We start from the raw sequence: 24,939 nt of genomic DNA on the forward strand, positions 1-24,939 counted from the left end.
TGAGATCAGGTTGGTTCACAACTGCCCTCTCTGGGGTAAAAATTCAGGGGGATCATCAAAAACACGGGTGAGAGAGCGAGGATTGAAGGATTTCAAAGCAGGAGAGAAGCGCCCTCCAGTGGGCTACCCAGGTCAGAAAAGACGCTTTTAGGTTGATGGGACCGAGTGACCGAAGCCTGGGGCGATCGCCTGGGATTGGCTTCCAGCTTTATTCGTTAAGATTCCTTGACATCATTGATTTTTTTTTGATATCATTAGACATTTTAAACTCGGCTTTTCTTCGATTAAAAATTTAACGCGCCTGTGCGATGCAGGAGTTGTCCTCTCCCTTGATCGTTGACCCAACCCGGGTGACTTGTAACAAAAGTTAATTTTTATTAAAAAGTTTAAAAAAAAGCAACAAAAAAGACATACTAGAAGACAGGAGAGGATGAAAGAGGGAATAAAACGGTCTGCTATAAATATAGCCCTCCGGAAAAAACCTCCGCTAAAATTGACAAGGATGACTGCATCTGCGCTTTAAAAAAAATTAATCCTTAATCCGCAATTTCCCTGGAGCGAGTTGGGGTAATTTCCCGTAAAATCAACTCAGTACCGGGCCATCAAATCCATGATAAAAAGCTAAAGTCCCGTCAGACAGACTGGCGGTTTCTAATTTGGGGAGGGGTACCTTCAGATGAAAGGACCAGTGCCAAGTCAAGAACAAATCAAAAAAAACCGGAGGGATCAAGGGTCAATCAGCCTTTCCCGGCCCCTTGCCTGGAAGGAGATCGGACGGGGGGTGGATCAAAGTAGCTACAGCTTTCAGGCCGTCCAATTGTTGGTGCGGGGAAATCAACCGGCATTGCGGGCGATGGGGGGTGGTTCATCCTCAGTGATTCAGTCTGTGGTAAAACTGTCCATCAGAGGCCGAGCACTCAAGCAAAAGCCAAAAATTTGGGTTGATAGTGGGGTGGGAAGCAAAAGCATCCGGGAGTTGATCGCGAGTCACAGGGGTCCAACTCTGGAGGAAAAATATTTAGAAGTGCTCTTAAATAGAAAGGGTTCTCCAGTTGGGGATCCAACCTTACTGGGTTACGTTAGTTGGAGATATTTCGAGGACTTTACCTCAGTGGAGGCGGAAATCACAGACGCTTTTATTCTGGGGCGATGGTTTTCCTCGGACTGGGGCAGAATATCAGGGGATGGAATCGGGCAAGGGGTGTGTCGTAAGCGCCGATCGCCGGTGCAGAATTTTTGCTCCTCGGGGAGAACTCCTGTACAAAGATGGAATCGTCATGGATAAAACGAGTAACACCCACTCCTGTGCACCTCAAGCACCAGATGCCAAGATCGTCAGGACCAGTCACGATAGCTGTGCGATCGCCTTGGGGGAAGATCTAAAAAATTTGGGTTATTTTCGACTGGATCGCGAGTGGAATTTTATCGAAATCAACCCGCAGGGTGAAGAAATTTTAGGCAAACCCAGGCATCTTTTAGTGGGGAGAAATATTTGGGAAGAATTAACCCAGTGGAAGAATCAGTCTAAATTGATAGAGGAGTACCGACGCGCCCTAGGTGAGGGGCGGACGGTCACAAGTAAGGCATTTTATCTGGGACGGTGTTTAAAAATGCAAGCCTACCCAAACTCCGAAGGTTTATCCGTGTATTTCCAAAATGTGACCCCCCCAAACGAACTCGAAGAAACTCCCCCGAATAGCAGTCGCCTTTATGAATTCAGCGCTCAGATTGGGCGACTCATCGCCAAAGGAGGAGCTTTAGAAACTCTGTTCCCGCCGCTCATGAGGGCGATCGTGGAGTATTTAGAAGCCACCTCCGTCGGAGTTTGGACCTTGAATCCGGCCCTGAAAGAACTAGAGATGCGATCGAGCGCCGGGATTCCCCTGGACCAGGAACTGTTCCCCGATCGCATTCCTCTGGGACATACCCAGATTGGAACCGTCGCTCAAACGCGCAAAACTTACACCGGCTGCTTGGTCCGCCAAAGAGAACGGGGCAAAAACGACTGCTTAGAGAATTGTGAACTCCACCCCGATTGCCTGCTGCAACCCTTAATCATCGATGACCAGATTTGTGGGGTCATGGCTGTCATCATCGAGAAGGGGGTGAGCCAGTCCGTCCAAAACCTCTTAGTTTGGGTAGCCAGCACTTTAGCCCTAGCCATTGATCGCGATCGCGCCCGGGAAGCGCTTTTATCCCGTCGGGAAGGCTTGCTCTTCCGCCTTGCCAGTCAGATTCGCAACTCCCTAGACCTCGACACCATCCTGGAAACCGCCGTCACGGAAATTCACTCCCTCTTACAAATTGACCGCTGTCACTTCTTGTGGTACTTGCCGCATCCGCTTCAGCCTAGCCTCACCGTCACCCATGAATCGCGATCGCCCAACAAAAAAAACCTGCTGTGCGAATATCCCGCCTCCCTCAGCGGCCCCCTCACCCAGAAAATTCGCGACCTAGAATCCTTGCGTAGCGATCGCCTCGATACCAGCGCCGACTTAGACGACAAAACCCGCACCCTCTTCTCAGAAATGGGGATTGTCTCCGTCCTGCTCCTCCCCTTAGAAACCCGTTCCGGTCAACTCGGGGCCGTCGTTTGTAGCCATAGCCAACCCCGCCCTTGGACCGATAGCGAAATCGAACTACTCCAAGGCGTCGTAGATCAACTCGCCCTGGCGATCGACCAAGCCGAACTCTACGCCCAAACCCACGCCGCCGCCCTCGCTGCCCAAACCCAGGCCCAACAACTCAGCGTCGCCCTGCAAAACCTCAAACAAACCCAAGCCCAGTTAATCCAAACCGAGAAAATGTCCAGCTTGGGACAAATGGTCGCAGGCATTGCCCACGAAATTAACAACCCCGTTAACTTCATCACCGGCAACCTGGTCCATGCCAACAACTACACCCAAGACTTGCTGCACCTAATCGAAGTCTATCAAGATCTCTACCCCAATCCTGCCCCTGAAGTTCTTGAAGTCTCCGAAGATATCGACCTCGACTTTCTCCTCGAAGATCTGCCTAAAATCCTCGCCTCCATGCAGATGGGTGCCGATCGCATTCGTCAAATTGTCGTCTCCTTGCGAAACTTCTCTCGTCTTGATGAAGCCGAAATGAAGCCCGTAGACATTCATGAAGGCATTGATAACACCCTGCTGATTTTGCACAACCGCTGGAAACCCAAAGGCAAAGACCCCGGCGTTGAACTCATCAAAGAATATGGGAAACTTCCCAAAGTGGAATGTTACGCCGGACAACTCAATCAAGTCTTTATGAACATTCTCACCAATGCAATGGACGCCCTGGAAAATCAAGGCGCACCCCATATTATTAAAATCAGCACCGACATCGCCAAAACCGATGCCCTCGGCAACCCCACCGAAGTCTCCATCCGCATTCGGGATAATGGACCCGGTATGAGCGAAGAAGTTAAAAAACGCCTATTTGACCCCTTCTTTACGACTAAACCCGTAGGCAAAGGGACCGGACTCGGCCTCTCCATTAGTTATAAAATTGTCGTCGATAAACATGGCGGTGTACTTAAATGTGACTCAGAACCGGGCCAGGGTACTGAGTTTTTAATTCAAATTCCCGCTAAACAACCCTACGTCAAAAGTCGCTGCGCGTGAGAGGTTATGGGGGTGGTGGGAGATGGGGGGATGGGGAGGATAGGGGAGATGGGGGAGATGGGGAGGATGGGGGAGATAGGGGAGATGGGGAGGATAGGGAGGATGGGGGAGATAGGGGAGATAGGGGAGAAGCTCTCGTGTCATGGCTGAAGCCGTGACACGCACCATCAGCGGCTCTGCCGCCTGTATGGGGACTGGAGGCAGAGCCTCCAGAATGCGTGACTCGGCAGAAGCCCAGTCACGAGGAACCTACCCCATCCTCCCCATCTCCCCTATCCTCCCCATCTCCCTTATCCTCCCCATCTCGCCTATCCTCCCCATCTCCCCTATCCTCCCCATCCTCCCCTATCCTCCCCATCCTCCCCATCCTCCCCATCTCCCCTATCCTCCCCATCTCCCCTATCCTCCCCATCTCCCCCATCCTCCCCATCTCCCCTATCCTCCCCATCTCCCCTATCCTCCCCATCTCCCCTATCCTCCCCATCTCCCCTGAAAAAAAAGTTTCAAAAAACAGTTGACAAAACCCGGGAGGTATCTGTTAGTATGTTTAAGGTCAGAGCAATGGGGCGTCGCCAAGCGGTAAGGCACCTGGTTTTGGTCCAGGCATCCGGAGGTTCGAATCCTTCCGCCCCAGTTGACTACAGCTCTATGAATCAGAGTTGGGTTTTTGAAAATCGCTGAATTAAGGCGTCTGCTATCAGTGTTAAAGCGTCTAAATAAAAGACCTACTTTTTAATAAAAAGTGGGTCTTTTGTTTTGGGAGGAATCGGGGCAGCCGATCGCCATTTGTGGGAAAATCGGCAAGGAGATTCTCTACCCTCAAATCTGATTGTGTCTAACCCTCCGACAATTCTAGGTCTTGATTTTGATGGCGTCATTTGTGACGGATTAATCGAATATTTCCAGACTACGTGGCGATCGTATTGCCAAATCTGGCCGAATGCCGATCGCCTCCCCCCGGAAGAAATAGCGCCCTTGTTCTATCAACTCAGACCGGCGATCGAAACGGGATGGGAGATGCCGGTCCTGGTGCGATCGCTTCTTTTAGGAACCCACCCTGAGCAAATATTAGAAAACTGGCCCGCAATTTGTTCGCAAATTGTCACCGCTGAAGGATTAGACCCGACGGATTTAGCGGCGATCGTGGATGGCATCCGGGATAAATGGATTGCAGAAGACCTCACGGACTGGTTGAGTTTGCATCGGTTTTATCCGGGAGTCATCGATCGCCTCAAAAGCTACCTCGCCACCCAGCAGCAACTGGTGATCATCACCACCAAAGAAGAACGCTTCGTGCGATCGCTACTGCAAGAACAAGGTATCGAACTGCCAGAAGATTGCGTATTTGGCAAAAATGTCAAGCGTCCCAAACACCAAATTCTGCGAGAACTCCTGGGAAAAATAACCCCAACCCCAACCATTTGGTTTGTAGAGGACCGCTTAAAAACTTTAGAATCTGTCCAAAAACAACTGGATTTGACTGGGGTTAAATTATATCTCGCAGACTGGGGATATAATACCCCCAGCGATCGCTCAGCAGCGCAGAACAATTCGGGGATAGAACTCTTGTCCTTGTCCACCTTCTGCCATGACTGTTCAGTTTGGCCTTAAATCGGTCCCCAATCATCGAAGGGTCCGGCCCTGGGCTATAAAATAAATACAGCAAAAGCAACAACGGGCTATTTCATACCCAGGGGGAACGGATGCTAGATCTGACCAAAATCGCAAGGCAAATGCAGGGAATCAGCGAACATCTTTCCAAAGAAGCGGAACAATCCCGTCAGCGGTTGGAAGTCGCCCAAAAATTGCGGAAAAAAGCTCACTCAGACCAAGAGCATTTGATTCAGGAACGAGAAATTTGGCGCGATCGCATGGGATTTCCCGTTGCTATCCCGGCAGAACCCCTGGACTTTACCCCCTATATCCCTACTCCCCCCAACGTCCAAACCGTGATCGCGACGGATGGGTCTCAGATTGCACCCTCCCATCATGAAATTGCTTACTGTTACTTAATTAATGTCGGGCGAGTGATTCTCCATTATGGTCAAAGTCGCCTCCCTCTGTTAGATAGTCTGCCGGAGGTGTTTTATAAACCCGAGGACCTGTATATTTCGCGGCAATGGGGGATTAAAACCGAAGAATGGATGGGTTATCGACGGGGGGTTTCCGAGGCGATCGCCCTAGCCGATTTAGCCCTTGCCTTGCGAACCCCAGGCAGCGGTCAAATTGCTCATCCAGAAGCGCCGATTTTAGGCATGGTCGATGGAGCCTTGATTTACTGGTTTCTCGAACCCCTACCCACCGATGCGCGTCAGCTCATCCTCGGGGCCATTTTAGAAGCTTGGGAAAAAATGCGGCAAGTCAAGGTCCCGATTGTGGGTTATATCAGTGCCTCCCGCAGCAGCGAATCTCTCAGCTTCTTAAGGTTAGCCGCCTGTCCCCATCCCCACCCCGACTGTTTTAGCCATTGTCCCATCGAGGCTGATTCTGTCCTGCGTCCCTACGACCAAAAAGCTCCCTGCCAAGTCTTTGATCCCTTGCGGGATACCACATTATGGGCCTCTGTACTCGAACCGGGACAACGCAGTCCCCTGTGGCGCAGTTGTTCGCGGATTTTGGATTTATATCCCCCGGAACATCAAGTTTATTTCTGTTACCTTCATGTGGGGCCAGAAATTGCCCGAATTGATATGCCTGCCTGGGTTGCCAAAGATCCATCGTTGTTAAACATGGCTTTAAGTATGGTTTTGTCCCAAGTGCAAAAAGGGTATGGCTATCCCGTGGTGTTAGCGGAGGCCCACAATCAAGCGGTGGTTCGGGGAGGCGATCGCGCTCGTTTCTTTGCCCTTTTGGAACAACAAATGATTAAAGCCGGGTTGCAAAATGTCGGCACCTCCTACAAAGAAACCCGCAAACGCGGCAGTATTGCTTAAAAGAAGGATTCAGCATGAAAGCCCCACCATGAATTCCTCGTGACTGGGCTACAGAGTCCAGTCACACACCTTTGGAAGATCTCCCTCCATTGCTCTACAGACGTTCAAAACTCAAAACTCCCCTCATCCAGAGTTTCCAGTAATAAATTGACCTGTTGCTGTCGTTGAGAGAGGAACGATTCGCACTGCCGCAGATACTCAACTGCGGTGGTGAATTGGTCGAAAACCTCAGCTAATTCCAATTCCCCCGATTCGACTCGTTCAACGATCGCTTCAATTTGAGCCACCGTTGCCTCATAGTTCCAGTCTGGTTCGGGGGTAAAACCCTTGTTCTTAGAAGTCGGAACCCGCCCTGAATTGCTCATTATCTGTTCGTCTGAAGGGACTGTTAATAAAATCTGCTTAATTTTAATAGATCTCTGGGTGAAGTGCGAGCAATGGGCCAATTTTATACCCGTTGTTGGTAAATTTTATCTCGAAAATGGTCAATTATTTAGTTATATATACTTAATTTGCCCGGTTTAAGAGCAGATTTTACCCTCTAAATTAAAAAAGGTTACCCGCTCTTAATTCATAGGGACCTCTTGACGATCCACTTTGGGTAGGCTAGGGTGGAATCAAAAATTTTTATGCTGCCTGTGCATGAAATTAACCCATGAAATCAACGGAATGGGGCTGAAGCGAGAAATTTATACAAATGGCACGAACTCTCAACCTAGAAATTAAGGAATCTGCAGAAGAACTGAAACAACTGCTAGACAGGCAGACCAGTGTCCAAATGAAAGAAAGACTGCAAGCTTTGTACTTACTGAAAACAGGAACTCTCTGTACTTTGCAAGAGTTATCTTCAGTTTTAGTCAGAGACCCTTCAACAATTTATCGCTGGTTTCAGAAGTACAAACATGAGGGATTAGAGGGATTACTCAAACCCTATAAAAGCCCAGGTAAAACTACCACTATTCCCTCAGCAGCAATGGGTAAATTAAAGCAATATTTAGAAGAAAATAAGGGATTTAAGAGTTATGGAGAGATTCAAACTTGGTTAAAAGAAGAATGTGGAGTGGATGTTAGCTATCATGTAGTTTATAGAGCAGTGCATCAGAAGCTGAAGGCCCAAATAAAAGGGTCTAAAACCCCAAAAAGACTCAGAAAAAATAGTGGGATAGAAGAACCGCAACTGTTCCTTGAGAAGTGATACGCATTGGGTTGAGTATCTGAAGAACAGTAACTTGTTTCAAAGCATTGAATCTTAATTCTTATAAATTTGGCGGGAGAAGGGGGCCTTAACCCTAATCATCAGGGAATCGGGTTTTGTCGCATCAGACCCCGGGGCTATTTTTTTGCCAAGCATGAAGCGATCGCCCCTTCTAGGTCCGGTTGACTTAATTCCGTAATGATAAAGACTTCTTGCACCGTTTTTCCCTGTCTGGCAATCACCTTATATCCGCCCAAAATAGGAACCGATATCTTTAACTTCATCTGAGGACAGTGACCTTTGGCGCGACCAATTACCCCGGGAGTAATGGTTTGAATGCCGAGGCAACCCGTTAACTTTTCCAGGATGGCGATTAAACCAGGAATATGAGTGGAGTGATTCAGAACCAAGCGACCGCTAGAAGGTTTTCCCATGAGATGTTTACCAAATAGAATAGTGTTTTCTTGATATGGGGGAACCAATCAAAGGCTGGTACAGCCTGGAAATCAGCTCGGATACCCTAGACGAGAAATTTCGCGCCTGTAGCTTACAGTATGCAACCTACTGGTTCATCTTAAGGGTAAACCGTGAAACCCTAATTTTGAACCCTCAGCTTGGATGCCGGATTTTTTAACGGGATTAGGCTTTTTCTAAAGGAGCCATCGTTAATCCAGCGCGGCTAAGTTGCTGGTGGTACAATTCAGCTTGCTCTAGTGGACCCACCCAGACTGTGGCTTGTCCTTCAAAGTGAACTTGATTGGTGAGTTCCCAAGCGCGATCGCTCGTCATGTTGGGAATGTACTTCATTAAGCAGGAAGAAACGTGCTGAAACGTATTAAAATCATCGTTTAGCACGATTACTTTATAATTCGGGTACGGTTGTCGGGTAACTTGACCAACTTGGTCCGGCGCAATAGTGGGCGCTGTCGCCATTGATCGAATTTTTACTGAAAGTCCCCTAGTCATAGCCTTAGCCTTACCGAATTAAGTTAACAATAATAGTTCTGTACAGTGATTCTGTGGTTAGTTTAACAAGGAACTGACGGATCATCAATCCATTGAGTCGGGATGGGTCATAAATTGTCAAGGGCGGGGCTAATTTTTACCCCTGGGGGATAAAAGTCCGGTTAAGGGCCGATCGCCCCTCCACCCGCCGGAATCATTGCCCTAAGTTTAGGGAAACCGCAGACTGTCCGGGATGTTCGGGAATGGAAACAAGCAGGGCGATCCTTGGCTCCGGAGGTTGTGGTTTGGGAGGCGATCGCCAATTGCGCAACCCTCCAACCAAGGGTAATCCGTCAATCGCCCCTTTAACCGATTGAGGTCAAAAACAGGAGCATCTCACCCGGGAGCGTGCCGTCATCCGGGAGAGGAACCGGATGGATTCCGGGCTTTGATTCACTGCTTTAAAACATAGAAAAACCCGAGGGTTTTTAAATAATTATCAGCTAGAATTAAACTAAACAATAGGTTTTTTACCCATCAGGAGATAGGTCAACATTTCTCCTTTGCCTTTGACGGGAATTAGGCCCCGGTTTTCAAATACAAAATCATCAGCCAGACATTTATAAGTCGAAGTCGTCACTTGAATCCGTCCAGGAATGCCATGAGATTCCATTCTTGAAGCTGTATTAACCGTATCCCCCCATAAGTCATAACTAAACTTTTTAGTTCCAATTACTCCAGCTTCCACCGGGCCGGTACTGATGCCGATCCGCATGGCGATGGTTTCGCCATGATTCGTCCTTAATTGGGTCGTAGCGTCGAGCATATCGAGAGCCATTTGGGCGATCGCCTGAGCATGGTCCGGCCTAGGCATGGGTAAACCCCCGACCACCATATAAGCATCGCCAATGGTTTTAATTTTTTCCAACCCATATTTATCCGCCAACTCATCAAACAACGAGAAAATATGGTTAAGAAATTCCACCAATTCCGGGGGAGATAAATGAGAAGAAAGCTGGGAAAAGCCGACAATATCTGCAAATAAAACGGTGACATCGGAAAAATTATCAGCGATCGTCCGTTCCCCCGCCTTCAGGCGTTCGGCAATGGGTTTGGGTAAAATATTCAACAAGAGGAGTTCAGATTTAGCCTGTTCATCTTGTAATTTTTGTAAAACCGCTTGTTCTTGGTCTCGCAGGCGTTTTTTCTCCAAAGAGGCACTAATCCGAGCTTTTAACAGGACCGGATTAAACGGTTTAGAGAGATAGTCTTCTGCACCTAACTCAATGCATTTGACCACACTATCAATATCATCCACAGCGGAAATCATAATCACCGGGATATGGCGCAGACTGGAATCGGCCTTAATTTCCTCTAAGACTTGATAGCCATTAAGATGGGGCATCATAATATCCAGTAGCACGAGATCGAAGGGTTCCGCTCGGATTAATTCGAGTGCCTTCAGACCATCTTCTGCAATTTTGACGTGGTAGCCTTGCCGCTTCAAGCGGCGGCAGAGGAGATCGCGGTTGGCTTCAACATCATCAACTACCAGCACCGAGGCTTGGTCAAGGTTCATGGCATCGACTCTTTAAAATCTAGCAGGCTCGAAATAGCAATCGGGCAGGGGTTTAATGGGGTTAACCCGTCTCGGAACGGGCGATCGCCTCTAGGAGACGATGGGGTTCCGTTAGCCGTGGGATCATGGAGATCCCCTAGGAGATAGAACCTATGGATACCAAATCCGGGGGTCAAAGTTCTGTTTTGAGGTTAGCCCTTTTCATCGGGGCTTTGTCTGTGTCGCTGTACCCGACTGGGTGCAGCTACACAGACAAACGAGAACCGAGGGGAGTATTAGAGGAGTTTTGGGCGATCGCATCATGGCATTAGTGTCCGCATAGCTGGGTTTACTGAGAGTGAAGGAGCAAATCAACCCCTGATGGCGTTTGCTCTCTCCCCGTGGTGCAAGTGATTCTGCTTCATAGCGTGGACAGAGGAAAACTTCCTAGGATTCTACCTATTTCTTAAAGGTTCTATCCCACGGACAGAGAATTTCCCAGGGAAAATGCCTCGTTTGAGCATTAGGGGTGAGGCTGAACTGGGACAGTCCGGAGACGGACGGTAAAAGTGGAGCCCACTCCCACTTCACTGGTAACGGAGATGTCACCTCCCATCATCTCGCAGAATCGCTGAGAAATAGCTAATCCTAAACCCGTACCTCCATACTTGCGCGTTGTAGAAGGGTCTGCTTGGGTAAAAGCGTTAAAAATTTGATTCATTTGTTCCGGACTCATGCCAATCCCTGTATCTGTCACCCGAAAGACAATACAGGGAGACGGAGGCCCCAGCGGGTCACCGTTGACAGGGGAAATAGAATCCTTCCTCATCGCCTCCCCAGACTCCCCGAGAGATGAGTTCACAGGGGACTGAGGAATCCAGCAGAGGTCCCGAGAGACCTCAAAGGTAATGGTTCCTTGGGTGGTGAATTTAGCGGCATTACTCAATAGGTTTAATAACACTTGTCGGATTTTTGTCAAGTCTGCATATAAGGTTCCGATATCAGGCGGACAGATTGATTCAAATGTATTGTTATTTTTTTGAATCAGAGGTTTGGCGGTGGCGATGACATTATCAAGTAGGGTTGGGATCTCGAAGGTTTCTAAATAGAGTTCCATCTTACCTGCTTCGATTTTGGAAATGTCTAAAATATCGTTAATCAGGGAGAGTAAGTGTCTCCCGGCAATTTGGATTCTTTGCAAATCCGGGATGAATTCTTCAGACCCTAAATCTTCGGATTCTTCGAGGAGAATTTCGCTGTAGCCGATAATGGCATTGAGGGGGGTTCGCAGTTCGTGGCTCATGTTAGCCAGAAAGGCACTTTTAGCACGGTTTGCAGCTTCGGCGGCGGCTTTGGCTTCTTGCAATTGCTGGGAGACTTTTTTGCGATCGCTGATATCGTTGAGAGTTCCCGCCAGACCGATAATTGTGCCATCGGGAGAGAGTCGCAGTCTGGCATAAACATCCATCCAGCGGCGATCGCCTGTCTTAGTCAGATAACAGACCTCATGGCGGCAAATGTCAAGCTGCCGCTGAACCAATTTCTGGAATTTTTGTTGAGTCTCGGGGTAATTGTCGGGATGAATATAGTTTAAAAACGGCGTCCCGAGAGTTTCTTCGATACTGTATCCTGAGATTTCGGTCCAAGCTGGATTGAGGAAGGTCCAGCATCCCTGGGGATCGGTTTGAAAAATGACTTCTTGAACCGTATTTACTACAGACCGATATTTTTCTTCGCTTTCTTGCAAAGAGGTGATTAATTGCAGTTTTTCCGCTTCTGCGCGCTTGCGGGCGGTAATATCTCGGACGATCGCCAAGGCTTCCTGCTCTCCACTGGCTACAACCCGGCTTTCATAGCTAAAAACCTCTTCATTAATTTTTAAATCATACTCAAAAATTTCAATTTCATGACTTGCTAAAGTTTTTTCCAAGGCTTCAATACAATCAAAAACGACTTCTTCAGACAATAAATCATTTAATTTTTTACCTAAAAAATGGCCCGTTAAATTGCCAAAATCGATGCCGTTGACAGGTTTAAAGTCCAGAATTGTTTTTTTGCGATCAAAGCGGAACATTAAATCAGGCATGGCATTGAGCAAGGCGCGATTTTTGGCTTCGCTTTTGCTCAATAAGGACATGGCGTGTAACATTTGGAACTCCGACCGTTTGCGATCGCTAATATCCTGCACCGAACCCAACACCTTCTTAGACGATTCCCCTTCATTATCAACGGTTCGGGCGGAATCGCGCAACCAACAAATTTCACCAGATTTAGTAAAAATTCGGTATTCCAATACTGCCCCATTTTCCCCCAACATTTCTCGCTCAAATTGCCGAAACTTGGGCAAATCCTCGGGATGAATCACCCCATGCCAGCCGCCTTTTTGATTGATTTCTTCTCGGGTATAGCCGGTAATTCGTTTAAAAGATTCAGTGACCCATTCGGCGATCGGTTCACCCTGCTCATTGAGGGTCATGGAATACACAAAATCCGAAGCCAGTTCAGAAATGGCGCGATAGCGGGCTTCACTCTGACGCAAGGCTTCTACCGATTTGGTGCGTTCTGTGATATCGGTGAGGTAACCTTCTAGGGCAAATAATTCTCCATTAACTGAAAAAATCCCTCGTCCTTGTTCCGAAACCCATTTGATTTCTTTAGTCCGAGTGATGATGCGGTAAGCGCATTCAAAAGGCTGTTGGTTTTGTAAACTGGATTGGACCTTTTCCCAGAGTTGGTCTTGGTCGTCAGGATGGATGATTTTGGAAAAAGAAAACTGGTGATTACCGATGAGTTCTTCTGGATTATATCCGGTTAACTGGATACATCCATCGCTGACAAATTCCATTGTCCAGTTTCGGTCATTTTTACAGCGATAAACCATGCCTGGGAGGTTGCTCATCAGGGTGGCTAGGGTTCGTTGATTTTCAGTTACTGTGGCGATCAACAATTTTTCCAGGTCTTGGGACCGCTTGCGATCGCTAATATCTCGGACTGCTGCCACTCGGACTCCCGTCCCAGAATTTAAAATTTCTTTCCCCTGAATTTCCACGAAAAAATTTGTGCCATCTTTTTTTACAAGCTCTACTTCATAAGGGGTTTCATCCCCTAAGCTAATCATTTGTAAAGCAATTTTTTTAGAGTTTGGAGTTAAAAAATTCAGGGCATTTTTGCCAATCAACTCCGCTTCCGAGTAGCCGCTCATTTTGACGAGGGCTTGATTGACATCGATAATTTTTCCTCGGTTATGAATGATGATGCCTTCAAAGGTGGCTTCGGAGAGTCGGCGCAATCGGGCTTCGCTAGTGCTTAAAGCCGTTTCGGTTTGCACCTGCTGAGTAATTTCACAAACTAACGCGGCGACTCCGATGAGTTCCCCGGATGGATTTCGCAGGGGAAGGAGATTCCATTCACAAGGTAGGATTTTGCCCTCTCGGGTGCGATTTTCTAACCGCCAACGTTGTTTAGAGGGGTTGGTTAAAAGCTGGTTCCACTGGCGTCGGAAATCAGGTAGGGCATTTTCCGAGATAATTGCCGTGAGTAGAGGGGAGGCGATCGCCTCCCTGGCGTGATAGCCAAAGAGAGTTTCGGCAGTGGGATTCCAGGTTTGAATCTCACCCTTGAGGTTGAATTCAATAACGGCGATCGGCAGATGATTGAGGTAAAGTGCCAGTTGGTCTGCGGTGGGGGTCCCCACCCCGGGGACGCCGTAGCCCTCCCTTTCCCGGGAAGTGAGGTGCAAAGGCAATGGCTGAGTAGTTTTCTGGGCGATTTTTAATTGTCCCAAGGTCCACCCCATCCAGCCAAAGACGAGGGGATTGAGGTCTAGGATCCAGTGGAGGGGATTGGTGAGATGGACCTGGGCGATCGCCCCTAAAGACCAGTCCACATCTCGAATCACCATATCTAGAATCCATGCAGTCAATGGGATAGTGCAACCCAAGAGGATTCCCACCAGGGTGTAAGCTTGAATCAGCCCACCCCGCTGATTTTTAGGGTTAGAGTTCCCGTCTGGGTTGGGCTTCAAATTCGGGGCCGGTAAATTAATAGGCATCTTGATGAGATCTCTTTGGTGAAGAGGGTGGGTTTGACTTGAACTGTTCTGTTTAGAGTTCCTGTCTAGTCATCAACGGGATATTATCCACTGCTTTCCTAACCGCTATTTTTGATTCCCGATCCTGGGAGATCTTAAGGAAGTGAAGGGCAAGGGGTGGCACTTAAATTTTCGTTTCGGAGCACCAAAAATTCGGCCCAAATCGGCAGGTGCTTTGCATCATTGATTCACTTCCTCTCTTTCCTTTGTTTTCGCTTTATTTTAGGAATCACAGATATTTACTCAAATTAGGGTTTAGATTAACCAAAAAATCAAGAAATAACCCCGAATGGCAAAGAGTCAGGCATGAATCAGCGGGAAAAATCGAGGTTTTACAGATGAGGGCGATCGGCTGCCCTTTTATTCAGATCTCCTGATTTTAAGATTGAGCCAGAAATCCCCCCCATTAAAAATCCCCAGTTCGCCCCTGGAGAACTTGGAATACTTAAAAATATCACTCAAAACTTTTGTGGACTGATAGAAGAAATTCCCTTGATTGCTGTTCAAGAGGGAAGAAATTGACCCCGTGGCGATCGCACCCTTAAAATTTTCCTCATCCATTCTCCCCATTCCCCATCGGAGTGCCAGAAGCATCCTAAACCGTCGGTTGCTTGGAAATATGTAACTGAATTTTCTCCAATAACCGAGGAAACTCCACGGGTTTGGTGTCATAATCATCGCATCCTGCCGCCAGACATTTCTCGCGATCGCCAGACATGGCATGAGCAGTTAATGCAATAATCGGGATCCATTGAGTATCCGGTGCCGCTTTAATCCGTCGGGTTGCTTCCCACCCATCCAGTACCGGCAAACTCATATCCATCAAAATCAAGTCAGGTGTTTCGGCATGAGCCATTGTGACGCCTTGTCCGCCATCGACGGCTACGATGACCTCATAGCCCCGACGCTTCAGACGACGCAATAGCATATCCCGATTCATTTCATTATCTTCTACCAACAGGATCTTATGCATTGCTTTCGGGTTCCCTTTGCTCCCCTTACTGTACGCCTTCCTTAAGGCTTTGTAGCATAACGCTCATTTCCGCGCATCGATATTATTGCCCAGTTTCAACGCCAAGGTTGCTTTTTGGCGCGAATGGCTTAAAATCTCAGCGGGGTCAGTCTGAATGCCCGGTTTGGCATGGATCGTCTTGTTCTGTTGAACCCCTAACGATCGCGACCCTAATTTGGGCATCAATCTCCCGCCTAGGACCCATTTTCTATAAACTTACAAACCTATCTCCCTCTGCAACAATACTGCCCTAGCTGATTTTGCAGTCACAACGATCCGCTCCTCCTCCAGTGCCTTTCTTAATTTACTTTACTTGATCGCCACTCTTCCACAAGTCACCGAACGGAACTGACTCAACGGACCGGAATTCTCCCCCACCCCGACCCTCGATCCACCGATCCCCCGATCCACCGATCTATGTCCTTACCACATCCCCCTGTTAACGATTCAGTTGTAGAATTTTGGAATGTCACCTTTCGGCTGAATCAGCGCAATTTAGTCTCCAATTTGAATTTTAAAGTCAACCGGGGTGAAGCCTTAGTGCTGATCGGACGCAGTGGCAGCGGCAAAAGCACCACGATCGCCCTGATGGATGCACTCCGAATTCCCACCAATGGCGAGGTCCTCGTCGAGGGCAAACCCACCACTCAATGGGACCCCATTCAGTTACGGCGACGCATGGGCTATGTCATTCAAGACATCGGTTTATTTCCCCATTTCACCGTTGCTAAAAATGTAGGTCTCGTCCCGTCTCTTCAGGGGTGGGACCGCGATCGCATCCAGAACCGAGTCACCGAACTCCTCGAACTCGTCGGTTTAGAACCCCAACATTTCCTCAACCGCTACCCTCACCAACTCTCCGGGGGTCAACGCCAGCGGGTCGGCGTCGCCCGTGCACTAGCCGCTGATCCCCCCGTTTTGCTCATGGATGAACCCTTTGGGGCCGTGGACCCCATTACCCGCCTGGAACTCCAACGGGAATTTAAACACCTGCAACAGCAACTTGGCAAAACCGTAATATTTGTCACCCATGACATTCATGAAGCCTTGCGCTTGGCAACCCGCATCGGCTTGATGCAGGATGGCAAAATGGTCCTGTTAGGCACTCCGTCCGAATTTTTGCAATCCGAACATCCCGAGGCGCAAGCCTTTATCCGCTGTCTCCCCACTCCCACCTACAATGGAACCGCTGATTTTTAGGCGTTCCTATCCTGGGGACCAGAAACCGGGTTTCTGGCGTAGATTTGCCCGTGATTGCCATCAATTGGGACAAGAAACCCGGTTGATCACCCCTTGCGCTATAAATCCATCTTTGTCCACTTTATCAGCCTGAATAATGGATGAGTTTTTTCTGATTCGATATAGCCCAGAAATTTTACGTCGGAGTGGTGAACATTTATTTTTAGTGGCGATCGCCATTACTATTGCCACCACTGTCGGGATTCCTTTGGGCATTCTCATCACCCGAAAACCCCAGCTATCATCAGGAATTTTGGGCGTTGCCAATATCCTGCAAACGGTTCCCAGTTTAGCCCTCTTTGGCTTTTTAATTTCCGTACCCATTATTGGCGGAATTGGGGCAGTTCCCGCCATCTTTGCCCTGACTTTATATGCCTTATTACCGATTATTCGGAATACCTATACAGGCATTATTGGGGTAGACCCAGCCATTCGTGAGGCGGGAAGGGGAATGGGGATGACCGATTGGCAATTGCTTTCTCAAGTCGAAATTCCCTTGGCAATGGGGGTGATTTTAGCTGGGGTGCGAGTTTCTACGGCTATCTCGGTGGGAACGGCGACTATTGCGGCGGCGATCGGGGCTGGTGGATTGGGGGCGTTGATTTTTCAAGGGATTTCGATGGTGAACAATCAACTCATTTTAGCTGGGGCTGTTCCCGCAGCGGCGATCGCCTTAATTGCCGATGGGGCGATCGGCTGGCTTGAACATCAATTAACGGTCAAAAAATGAACGCCAAACACTTTTTATTGGTAGCAGTTTGTACCCTCAGTTTTGGGGTCGTTACCGGATGTAAAACTGACAACTCCCGCCCCAGCAGAAGGGCTGATATTGTGATTTGCTCTAAAAATTTCACAGAGCAAAATATCCTCGGTGAACTCCTCGCCCAACAAATAGAATCCCAAACCGATTTAACAGTCGATCGCCAGTTAAATTTAGGGGGTACATTCCTCTGTCATGATGGCCTCAGAACCGGACAAATTGATGCTTATGTGGAATATACTGGCACCGCTTTTACAGCAATTTTAAACCAAGCCCCCATTTCCGACGCTGAAACAGTTTACCAGAACGTTAAACAAGCCTATCAAGACCAATTTAACTTAACCGTCATGCCTCCATTAGGCTTTAATAATACCTTTGCCATCATGGTCCGAGGAGAAGATGCGCGGAACTTAAATTTAAAAACTCTCTCCGATGCCGCTGAATATACCCCCCAATGGACAGCGGGATTTGGCTATGAATTTATGAGTCGGGAAGATGGTTTTCCTGGCTTGGCTGCCACCTATCAGTTAACCTTTGCCCGCCCTCCCGAAGTCATGGATTTAGGATTAATGTATCGGGCCTTAGTTTATAAAAAAGTGGATTTAATTGCCGGAGATTCTACTAATGGATTAATTGACAAATTGGGATTAGTGGTGCTAGAAGATGATAAAAAATATTTTCCCCCTTATCAAGCCGTCCCAATAATTCGGACTGAGACTTTGGAAAAATATCCCGAGTTAGAATCGGCCATTCTCCAACTGGCGGGATTAATTTCCGAAGCAGAAATGCAACAAATGAATTATCAAGTTGATGGGGAATTTCGCCGATATGAGGAAGTAGTGCGCGAGTTTTTGGCATCTAAAGAGTCATTGAAATCCGGGAATGAGTCAGAATAGACTGGGGAAAAACTCACTTAATCGGGTTTCCCTGTTTCTGGAGAATCAGGTTCGGCATTCTCCCGATCCAAAATAAGCGGGTTGCCGTTACACCCATCAGGATTGCACCTGTGATGAAACAAGCACTGTATCCATAAGAAACAGCCATCATCCCGCCCACTAAACTGCCGATAATTGTGGCAATTCCAATTAGGGAATTATAGGAACCCATTGCGATCGCTTCCTGACCTTTGGGGGCAAGTGTGGCAACGATGGTGGTGCTAGAAATGCTAATTGCCGCCCAAGTCAACCCGGTTAAGAGGTGCGCCACGCCAACAATGGGCAAACTCAGGGGATGGACAGGCATGATCGCCACGAGGGAGAAAATCAGGAAAACAGCAACTCGGATGGCAGTCGCCCCAGCTTGTAGCTGAACCCCTTTGCGTTTTTGGACAAAACGCGCCATTGGCAGATAAAAGAATGCCTCGATCGCCGCTTTACCCATAGTGATGAGTAAAACTTGGGTATTGGTTGCCCCTAAATGGGTGGTGAGAAAAATGGGAAAGGGGACAAAAACGACATTCACGGCAAAGAAAAAGACCGCTGCACAAGCATAGTAAAGCAGCAGGGGACGGGAGAGTTTGTGAAGCAGGTTCACGCCCCATGACGGATGCAGGATAAAATACAGCATTCGCGAGGAATAAAACATTGCCCGTCTTTCGATGACTGCTACAGAGATCACGTCATGTAACTCGGGCTGATACTGGCGGTGTTGTGAACTCTTGCGGGGTTCTTTTACCCATTTGCAGCAGAGAATTAAGCTGACTGTAGCGGCACAACTGGCTAAGATTAACAGCGATCGCAGTCCCATACTCGTCCAGTGGATGGGAATGAAGGCTAACCAACTGGCCCCCAAGAGAACGCCCCCCACAAAACTCCAGCCGGAAATTTGATAAAATCTACCAAAAGCACTGGCCCATCGGTCTTCGGGGTTGCCATCGATGACCAGGGCGGAGGCAACTGGGGTAATGGCGGCCATGAGAAATGCGCCCAGGGTACAGAATATCATGACTTGCTCGATTCCCTGGGCGATCGCCGTGAGTGCGGTACAGAGGGCAAACCCGCAAAATCCTAGGATGAGGAAGGGTCGGCGCAGTTTGAGGCGATCGGAAAGGTTGCCCCAGACAATAAAGGCAATGACACCAGCTAGAGACGTCAGGGAGTGCACTCGTCCGACATCGGTGACACTACCATTGACGGTTTGAACGATAAATAAGGGCAGCAGGGTAATTAATAACGCTTCGCCTAATTTATACGGAACAAAGACAAAAAACCAAAGCGGTACCGTGAGGTGTGATAACCGGAAGGGGTTGATTAAGGAAAGATTCATCGAATCGGTATGGGTTGTAGGGTTAGAAAAAAACGAGCCAATTGCACCCCAGTAAACTTGCAAATTAAAAATAAAATTGATGCAAATTTAGAATGATTACCTACTCTAATTCGACGGAGCTATTGGGCTAAAAGTGCCTGTGTATCAGGTATCCGCAAAAATACGGACTCTTGGAGATCCCTTTTTTAATCTTTTGTTTATTTTTAATATCTGCAATCTTGTTTCGGTTCCATCCGGGCCGATCGCCTCATTTTTACCTGCCACTCTCCTTCCGGCTGATACCACAAAAAAACCCGCCGTAGCGGGTTGTATGCGCTTTCCCAATAAAAACCCGCACCCTCAAGGGTGGGGCTACACGGACAAAGCCCGCCTGCGCGGGCTGAAGAGTAGGGTTAGGTCTTTGGCAACAGGATTGGGGATTAGATCAGTTTGACGGCACGCAATCCAAACATGATCACGACTGCACTGACGAAGGCTCCACCGACAATCAAAGCGTAAGCAAGGACTCCAGACATTGAGAAGTATCTCCATTTAAAATCGCTACCCACCATTGAATCATGGCTTGCGATACAATACAGCCCTCTAGGTTTAGTGAATGGGTTGTTTACCATGCCGTCTGTTATCCGCGTCAATCTGCCCCAGGACTCTTACGATATTGCGATCGCCCCTCAATCCTTAGATCAACTCGGGGAGCAAATGCAGCCTTTAAAGTTGGGGAAAAAAGTCTTAGTGGTGTCTAACCCCGTGGTGGATCGACGGTATGGCGACTGCCTCCGGTCCTCCTTAACCGCAGCGGGATTTGATGTCTCTACCTGCATCCTGACGGCAGGAGAACAATACAAAACCCTGCGATCCATCCAAAAAATTTACGATGCGGCCCTGGAACAGCGCCTAGAACGGTCCTCCACAATGGTTGCTTTAGGTGGTGGGGTCGTGGGAGATATGACCGGATTTGCAGCGGCGACTTGGTTGCGTGGGATTAATTTTGTCCAAGTCCCCACCACCCTGTTAGCAATGGTAGATGCTTCAATTGGGGGCAAAACTGGGGTGAATCATCCCCAGGGGAAAAATCTGATAGGGGCATTTTATCAACCGCAGTTGGTGGCGATCGACCCCGAGGTGCTAAAAACGCTCCCAGCCCGGGAATTTCGAGCCGGAATGGCCGAGGTGATTAAATATGGGGTGATTTGGGATTCGGAATTATTCACCCAAATGGAACAAGCAAAGCGCTTAGATCAGTTGCGTTATGTAGATGCCGGATTTTTGGAAGAAATTCTCGCCCGTTCTTGCCAAAGTAAAGCGGATGTGGTGGGCAAAGATGAAAAAGAAGCAGGATTGCGGGCAATTCTGAATTATGGTCACACGATAGGTCATGCGGTGGAAAGTTTGACTCACTATAAAGGGATGAATCATGGGGAAGCAGTGGCAGTGGGGATGGTGGCGGCATCGCGGTTAGCGGTGGCGTTGGGACTTTGGGATGAGGAGTGCGATCGCCGTCAGTTTGCCTTGATTGAAAAAGCTGGGTTACCGACGAAATTACCGGACGGATTGAATCTTGAGGAGATTATTGACACGCTGCAAACGGATAAGAAAGTGAAAGATGGACAAGTGCGGTTTGTGTTACCCACGCAAATCGGTGCGGCAACTGTGAGCGATCGCGTGACGTCAGATTTGATTCGTCAGATATTGCCGGAAATGCAGTAAGTCCGGTTCACCTTGGAGAGTCCGCAAGAGGGGGATACCATGAGCAAGTATGACAAACTGTTCCAAACTTATGCCAAATCAACGGAAAAACTCACGCCTGTAGAAGCGTTGTTTGCCATTACGCTGATTGTGGTTTATGCCGATGGTGAAATGTCTGAACAACAATCGGAGTTACTCCATCAGTTGATGGCAAGTGGGGCGATGAAGGGGTATGAGGTAGAAGATATCTCCAAAATTTCGGCCAAAGTGGATAAAATTTGGGACCGTCAAGGGACTTCGGCTTTGTTTAATGCCGCCATTGAAGCTCTTCCCGATGATATGGTTGAAGGTGCCTTTGCCGTAGCCGCCACCTTTGCAATTGTTGATGGGAAGGTGACGCCAGAAGAATCCCATTATTTGGATAAACTGGCTCACGCCCTGAAAATTCCGGCAGAAACAGCACCCCGACTGATTGCTGAAGCTTGGGACAATTATCGGCGATCGGAATAATTAAAGCTTTGTGGGTCCTCTGTCCCTAGGGACGGGGACAGCTATTAAATTTATTGGACTTGAAGTAACGACAGAGGCGATCGCCAATTAAATGCGATCGCCTCTAAATGTTGAACCAAAAATTCCCTAAATTCGACTAGCCAACCATACTCTCTATACTCAGCGGCACCATATCGCCGCCGGTGGTTAAGCCTAATAACATGGGTTCTTGCGGTCGAATGAGTTTGCCGGTGAGGACACACCGTTCCTCCCGTTGGGCTGTTGCATCTAAACTGGCGCGAATATCGTCTCGGGAAAATGAAGGTCGATACTCTCCTGATTTTTGCTGGACGTAATTCCAGAGCACGTCTCGAATCAAGGCTTGGTATCCTTGATTGCCAGAAATGGCTTTGAGGCTTTCTTTCAGAGATCTCTCTAGGCGGATGCTGGTGACTTCCATTTCGGTGGTGGGTGTTCGAGTAATCGCAGACATAACTTTTTTCCTCTGGAGGGTTTACATTCTCTGTAATATTAGTGTAGTATGTTTGGTGAAGAATTCAAGTCCTTGCTTTCAAAAAATCTAACCGTGAACTTTTTACCCCTCCTTCCTACAATCACTGGACTGTATGCCAATGGCTTGGGCCGTGATGTTGATGCAGGCGATCGCCTCATGACATCGGCTATAGCTTTGGTGTCCATCGGGCGGGGTGAGTATGATAGGAATGCGGACCAAGATTTTGAGATGAGCGAGGAGTTTAAATCCACGTTAGGTCAGCTATCAGCATGGCCAAATATTCATAGCAGAAGCGGGAGGGATAGGCATCAAGTGCCGTATCCATCTAGGACGAGAAGACCCTAATAATAAGAGTTTTTTCAGCCCCCGCTTCCCCTAAATCAGGAAGTGGGGGCTGTTTTTTTTAAGGAGTCGAGTCGTGAATAGCATAAGTGACGTATTAACAAAATCGGTGGTGGTGTTTTCTAAAAACTACTTACCGATTAGCCGAGTCAACATTAAACGAGCAATTGTCCTGTTAATTGCAGGCAAGGCCGAACCCTTGGAATTAAGCGACGGCAGCAATAGCTATGACTTGGGTCTGGAAACCCCGAGAATGTATGAGGTGCGATCGCCTTCTCAGGTGGTGATGGTTCCGGACCATATCCGCCTAACCATTACAGGGACTGAACGGATTTGGAAGGTGCCTCCGGTCAACCGTCGGGAAGTCCTCAAACGGGACCACCATGCCTGTCAATACTGCGGCAGTACCAAACATTTAACCCTGGATCATGTCTTGCCTAAATCCCGAGGCGGGAGTCATAGTTGGGATAATGTCGTAACCGCTTGCATGAGTTGCAATTCTCGCAAGGGCGATCGCACTCCGATGGAAGCTGGAATGTCCCTCAAAAGCAAACTCAAGGCCCCCATCCACCCAGCCATCTCGTTTGCAGAACAATTCTGGAGCGATTTGAAGGGCTACGAGTGAGATCAACCGGCGATTTGATGTACAATTTGTACACATTTTTGAGAGAAAAGCTCACGGGAAGCGGTTAGACGGAGTGAATCTGAGATGGGGAATTGCCAATCGTTCAATAAATTTTTGATGTTTCACAATTCCTAAGCACCTATACGCCCTTTTCTGTAAATCACATAAGTTCGGGCAACTCAGACTCTCACTCAAGGGCGAAGCAAGAATAACTCACAAAGACGAGAGATCACTGGCAATGCTGAAGTTCATTTATACTGAAACCGGCTTTAACCTAGAGCGTTTGCCTGACTCCATTGAGGAAGTCGTGGCGACCCGTGCCGTCGTGGCGATGCGAGTGGGTGAAAGCATGGCGATCGCACCCTCTAGCGCGTCGTTTTTACTGCCTGCCGATTTACCTGGACTAAAATTTCTGGAAGCTGAGGCATTAAACGATCCAGGCGACATGATTTCGATCTGCGTTGCCGATAGCGAGTATGTGGAAGTCAGCCTACGCGGGACTTGGATCTCTACGGATTCCCAGAACGATTTTGGGGTTTTTGTCACCGCCTTGAGCGATCGGGCTGAGTTTTATATACTCAAATGTTCTGAGGAAGCAAAGGCAGGAGTTTCCCTGCTTAAGGAAGTTGATTAAAGCCCATGAACCCAGGGTGATTTGAAAGCCCTGGGTTCATTCGGGGTGAGCTATAGCGGTTCCCGGACTCATGAGGTACAGTAGCAGCAATGAGCAAACCAATTGCGAATATCTTGTTGAGTGACTTGCCGCATTGCTTCGGTAATCCCAATAACTAAATCTTCATAGGTTCTCGCTTGAAATTTTTTGAGAATTTCTTTAACTTTAGACCCAAAATTTTCAATCGGAGAAAATTCCGGAGAATAAGGAGAGAGATAGATAAGCTTTGCTCCCACTTCTTGGATAGCTTCTTCAACCATTTGGCTCTTGTGAATGCTGGCATTATCCATAACTACACAAGCATTTTTCCATAGATTAGGAACAAGCTTTGTCACAATAAAAGCTTCAAATGTAATTTGATTTGTTGTTCCATATATGTTGGTTGAAGCCACGAGTTTTTCGAGAGATAAAGCGCTCAACAAAGATACTCGTTTTCCTCTTTTTTGTGGCTTTGGGCCTCTAGCTCTTTGCCCTTTAATAGCTCGGGCTTGGGTTTTAATTAAGGCTAAGTCTACTCCGGATTCATCTATGAAAATCAAGTCCTCATAAGGAATATCTCGAATTTTCTCCCAAAACTCCACTCGCTTTTTTTGAACTTCTTCTTTATATTTTTCTTCGGCATAAAGGGTCTTTTTTTTACAAGTGTAGTTGAGCTTTTTAATGACTCTATCTAAAGTAGATGTACTGACTTTTACTCCCGTTTTTTCTTCAAGCAAATCACAAAGCTCTTGCAATGTAGCATCATTATTATTTTCAAGGAGTTCTATCAAAATTACTATTTCTTGACTTCCGAGTTTAGGGGCAGTATTTCCCCCTTGAGGTTTAGGGGCCAAATCACCCGTTTCTTTAAATTGCTTGAGGATTTTTTGCACAAAACTTTTAGCGACGCCAAATCGGTCAGCTACTTTTTGCATTGATAATTTTTCTTCCTCATAGATTTGTACGATTTTTTGCCGAAAGTCTAGAGAGTAGGGTTTCATGATAAATTCGGAT

At 47.8% G+C, this 24,939-nt stretch carries 25 protein-coding genes and 1 tRNA gene; 14 read left to right on the plus strand and 12 right to left on the minus strand.

All coding sequences use genetic code 11. From position 1 onward, the window contains the following. The first annotated feature begins 781 nt into the window (after positions 1–781). Together NG792_RS05245 and NG792_RS05250 are read left to right on the plus strand one after the other, a co-directional pair. Positions 782–1,285 (plus strand): hypothetical protein, encoded by a 504-nt coding sequence (locus NG792_RS05245; protein WP_261197427.1) that lies wholly within the window; start codon positions 782–784, stop codon positions 1,283–1,285. Continuing rightward, positions 1,278–3,623: an ATP-binding protein gene (locus NG792_RS05250; protein WP_261234772.1), complete on the plus strand. Its 2,346-nt coding sequence runs from the start codon at positions 1,278–1,280 to the stop codon at positions 3,621–3,623. Before NG792_RS05245 ends, NG792_RS05250 begins: the two co-directional genes overlap by 8 nt. A gap of 238 nt (positions 3,624–3,861) precedes the next feature. On the opposite strand, the gene NG792_RS05255 is transcribed toward NG792_RS05250, so the two are convergent. After that, complete coding sequence (locus NG792_RS05255; protein WP_261234773.1) at positions 3,862–4,107, minus strand: hypothetical protein; 246 nt, start codon at positions 4,105–4,107, stop codon at positions 3,862–3,864. 78 nt (positions 4,108–4,185) lie between these two features. Here NG792_RS05255 and NG792_RS05260 point away from each other — a divergent pair. From NG792_RS05260 to NG792_RS05270, 3 genes are all read left to right on the plus strand, one after another. Then, positions 4,186–4,257, plus strand: a tRNA-Gln gene (locus tag NG792_RS05260). 197 nt (positions 4,258–4,454) lie between these two features. Continuing rightward, complete coding sequence (locus tag NG792_RS05265) at positions 4,455–5,234, plus strand: HAD family hydrolase (RefSeq protein ID WP_435387565.1); 780 nt, start codon at positions 4,455–4,457, stop codon at positions 5,232–5,234. Positions 5,235–5,326: 92 nt separating this feature from the next. Then, positions 5,327–6,556, plus strand: a complete 1,230-nt coding sequence (locus tag NG792_RS05270; protein ID WP_261197430.1) for a DNA double-strand break repair nuclease NurA — start codon at positions 5,327–5,329, stop codon at positions 6,554–6,556. A 104-nt stretch (positions 6,557–6,660) separates the two neighbouring features. On the opposite strand, the gene xseB is transcribed toward NG792_RS05270, so the two are convergent. Further along, complete coding sequence (xseB, locus tag NG792_RS05275; RefSeq protein ID WP_261197431.1) at positions 6,661–6,921, minus strand: exodeoxyribonuclease VII small subunit; 261 nt, start codon at positions 6,919–6,921, stop codon at positions 6,661–6,663. A 332-nt stretch (positions 6,922–7,253) separates the two neighbouring features. Here xseB and NG792_RS05280 point away from each other — a divergent pair, with 332 nt between their 5' ends. Further along, entirely contained in the window at positions 7,254–7,751 is a 498-nt protein-coding gene (locus NG792_RS05280) for a helix-turn-helix domain-containing protein (protein ID WP_261197432.1), read from the plus strand. A gap of 137 nt (positions 7,752–7,888) precedes the next feature. On the opposite strand, the gene NG792_RS05285 is transcribed toward NG792_RS05280, so the two are convergent. From NG792_RS05285 to NG792_RS05295, 3 genes are all read right to left on the minus strand, one after another. Further along, the gene (locus NG792_RS05285; protein WP_261197433.1) at positions 7,889–8,185 is read right to left on the minus strand and encodes a DUF2103 domain-containing protein; all 297 of its coding nucleotides are present in this window, start codon (positions 8,183–8,185) and stop codon (positions 7,889–7,891) included. A 205-nt stretch (positions 8,186–8,390) separates the two neighbouring features. Further along, positions 8,391–8,684: an ATP-dependent Clp protease adapter ClpS gene (gene clpS / locus NG792_RS05290; RefSeq protein WP_317618941.1), complete on the minus strand. Its 294-nt coding sequence runs from the start codon at positions 8,682–8,684 to the stop codon at positions 8,391–8,393. A gap of 526 nt (positions 8,685–9,210) precedes the next feature. Next, positions 9,211–10,275 carry an adenylate/guanylate cyclase domain-containing protein gene (locus tag NG792_RS05295; protein ID WP_261234774.1) on the minus strand — a complete coding sequence of 355 codons (1,065 nt, stop codon included), beginning with the start codon at positions 10,273–10,275 and terminating at the stop codon, positions 9,211–9,213. A 152-nt stretch (positions 10,276–10,427) separates the two neighbouring features. Between NG792_RS05295 and NG792_RS05300 the strand changes: the two genes are divergently transcribed. Continuing rightward, the gene (locus tag NG792_RS05300) at positions 10,428–10,586 is read left to right on the plus strand and encodes a hypothetical protein (protein WP_261234775.1); all 159 of its coding nucleotides are present in this window, start codon (positions 10,428–10,430) and stop codon (positions 10,584–10,586) included. A gap of 191 nt (positions 10,587–10,777) precedes the next feature. Here NG792_RS05300 and NG792_RS05305 read toward each other — a convergent pair whose 3' ends face one another. From NG792_RS05305 to NG792_RS05315, 3 genes are all read right to left on the minus strand, one after another. After that, complete coding sequence (locus NG792_RS05305) at positions 10,778–14,305, minus strand: PAS domain-containing sensor histidine kinase (RefSeq protein ID WP_261234776.1); 3,528 nt, start codon at positions 14,303–14,305, stop codon at positions 10,778–10,780. A gap of 634 nt (positions 14,306–14,939) precedes the next feature. Next, a complete protein-coding gene (locus NG792_RS05310) occupies positions 14,940–15,317 on the minus strand; it encodes a response regulator (protein WP_015148449.1) in 378 nt (125 codons plus the stop codon). Between the two features lie 63 nt (positions 15,318–15,380). Next, on the minus strand, positions 15,381–15,539 hold the full coding sequence (locus NG792_RS05315; RefSeq protein ID WP_261197437.1) for a hypothetical protein: 159 nt from the start codon (positions 15,537–15,539) through the stop codon (positions 15,381–15,383). Positions 15,540–15,773: 234 nt separating this feature from the next. Here NG792_RS05315 and NG792_RS05320 point away from each other — a divergent pair, with 234 nt between their 5' ends. From NG792_RS05320 to NG792_RS05330, 3 genes are all read left to right on the plus strand, one after another. Further along, positions 15,774–16,556 (plus strand): ATP-binding cassette domain-containing protein, encoded by a 783-nt coding sequence (locus tag NG792_RS05320; protein WP_261197438.1) that lies wholly within the window; start codon positions 15,774–15,776, stop codon positions 16,554–16,556. Between the two features lie 136 nt (positions 16,557–16,692). Continuing rightward, a complete protein-coding gene (locus NG792_RS05325; protein ID WP_261197439.1) occupies positions 16,693–17,325 on the plus strand; it encodes an ABC transporter permease in 633 nt (210 codons plus the stop codon). Continuing rightward, positions 17,322–18,251 (plus strand): glycine betaine ABC transporter substrate-binding protein, encoded by a 930-nt coding sequence (locus tag NG792_RS05330; RefSeq protein WP_261197440.1) that lies wholly within the window; start codon positions 17,322–17,324, stop codon positions 18,249–18,251. Before NG792_RS05325 ends, NG792_RS05330 begins: the two co-directional genes overlap by 4 nt. 13 nt (positions 18,252–18,264) lie before the next feature. Here NG792_RS05330 and NG792_RS05335 read toward each other — a convergent pair whose 3' ends face one another. Together NG792_RS05335 and petL are read right to left on the minus strand one after the other, a co-directional pair. Beyond that, a complete protein-coding gene (locus tag NG792_RS05335) occupies positions 18,265–19,620 on the minus strand; it encodes an MFS transporter (RefSeq protein WP_261234777.1) in 1,356 nt (451 codons plus the stop codon). A 419-nt stretch (positions 19,621–20,039) separates the two neighbouring features. After that, the gene (gene petL / locus NG792_RS05340; protein ID WP_261197442.1) at positions 20,040–20,135 is read right to left on the minus strand and encodes a cytochrome b6-f complex subunit PetL; all 96 of its coding nucleotides are present in this window, start codon (positions 20,133–20,135) and stop codon (positions 20,040–20,042) included. 94 nt (positions 20,136–20,229) lie between these two features. Here petL and aroB point away from each other — a divergent pair, with 94 nt between their 5' ends. After that, positions 20,230–21,324 carry a 3-dehydroquinate synthase gene (aroB, locus tag NG792_RS05345; RefSeq protein WP_261197443.1) on the plus strand — a complete coding sequence of 365 codons (1,095 nt, stop codon included), beginning with the start codon at positions 20,230–20,232 and terminating at the stop codon, positions 21,322–21,324. 39 nt (positions 21,325–21,363) lie between these two features. After that, positions 21,364–21,813: a tellurite resistance TerB family protein gene (locus tag NG792_RS05350; RefSeq protein ID WP_261197444.1), complete on the plus strand. Its 450-nt coding sequence runs from the start codon at positions 21,364–21,366 to the stop codon at positions 21,811–21,813. A gap of 136 nt (positions 21,814–21,949) precedes the next feature. Here NG792_RS05350 and NG792_RS05355 read toward each other — a convergent pair whose 3' ends face one another. Then, the gene (locus tag NG792_RS05355; protein ID WP_261234778.1) at positions 21,950–22,285 is read right to left on the minus strand and encodes a hypothetical protein; all 336 of its coding nucleotides are present in this window, start codon (positions 22,283–22,285) and stop codon (positions 21,950–21,952) included. A gap of 439 nt (positions 22,286–22,724) precedes the next feature. Here NG792_RS05355 and NG792_RS05360 point away from each other — a divergent pair, with 439 nt between their 5' ends. Together NG792_RS05360 and NG792_RS05365 are read left to right on the plus strand one after the other, a co-directional pair. Further along, positions 22,725–23,273: an HNH endonuclease gene (locus NG792_RS05360; protein WP_261197448.1), complete on the plus strand. Its 549-nt coding sequence runs from the start codon at positions 22,725–22,727 to the stop codon at positions 23,271–23,273. A 238-nt stretch (positions 23,274–23,511) separates the two neighbouring features. Next, the gene (locus NG792_RS05365) at positions 23,512–23,907 is read left to right on the plus strand and encodes an alr0857 family protein (RefSeq protein ID WP_261234779.1); all 396 of its coding nucleotides are present in this window, start codon (positions 23,512–23,514) and stop codon (positions 23,905–23,907) included. Positions 23,908–23,975: 68 nt separating this feature from the next. On the opposite strand, the gene NG792_RS05370 is transcribed toward NG792_RS05365, so the two are convergent. Next, the gene (locus tag NG792_RS05370; protein ID WP_261234780.1) at positions 23,976–24,926 is read right to left on the minus strand and encodes an IS630 family transposase; all 951 of its coding nucleotides are present in this window, start codon (positions 24,924–24,926) and stop codon (positions 23,976–23,978) included. Between the last annotated feature and the right edge of the window lie 13 nt (positions 24,927–24,939).

Source organism: Laspinema olomoucense D3b, from assembly GCF_025370785.1.
In the GTDB taxonomy this organism is placed as follows: domain Bacteria; phylum Cyanobacteriota; class Cyanobacteriia; order Cyanobacteriales; family Laspinemataceae; genus Laspinema; species Laspinema olomoucense.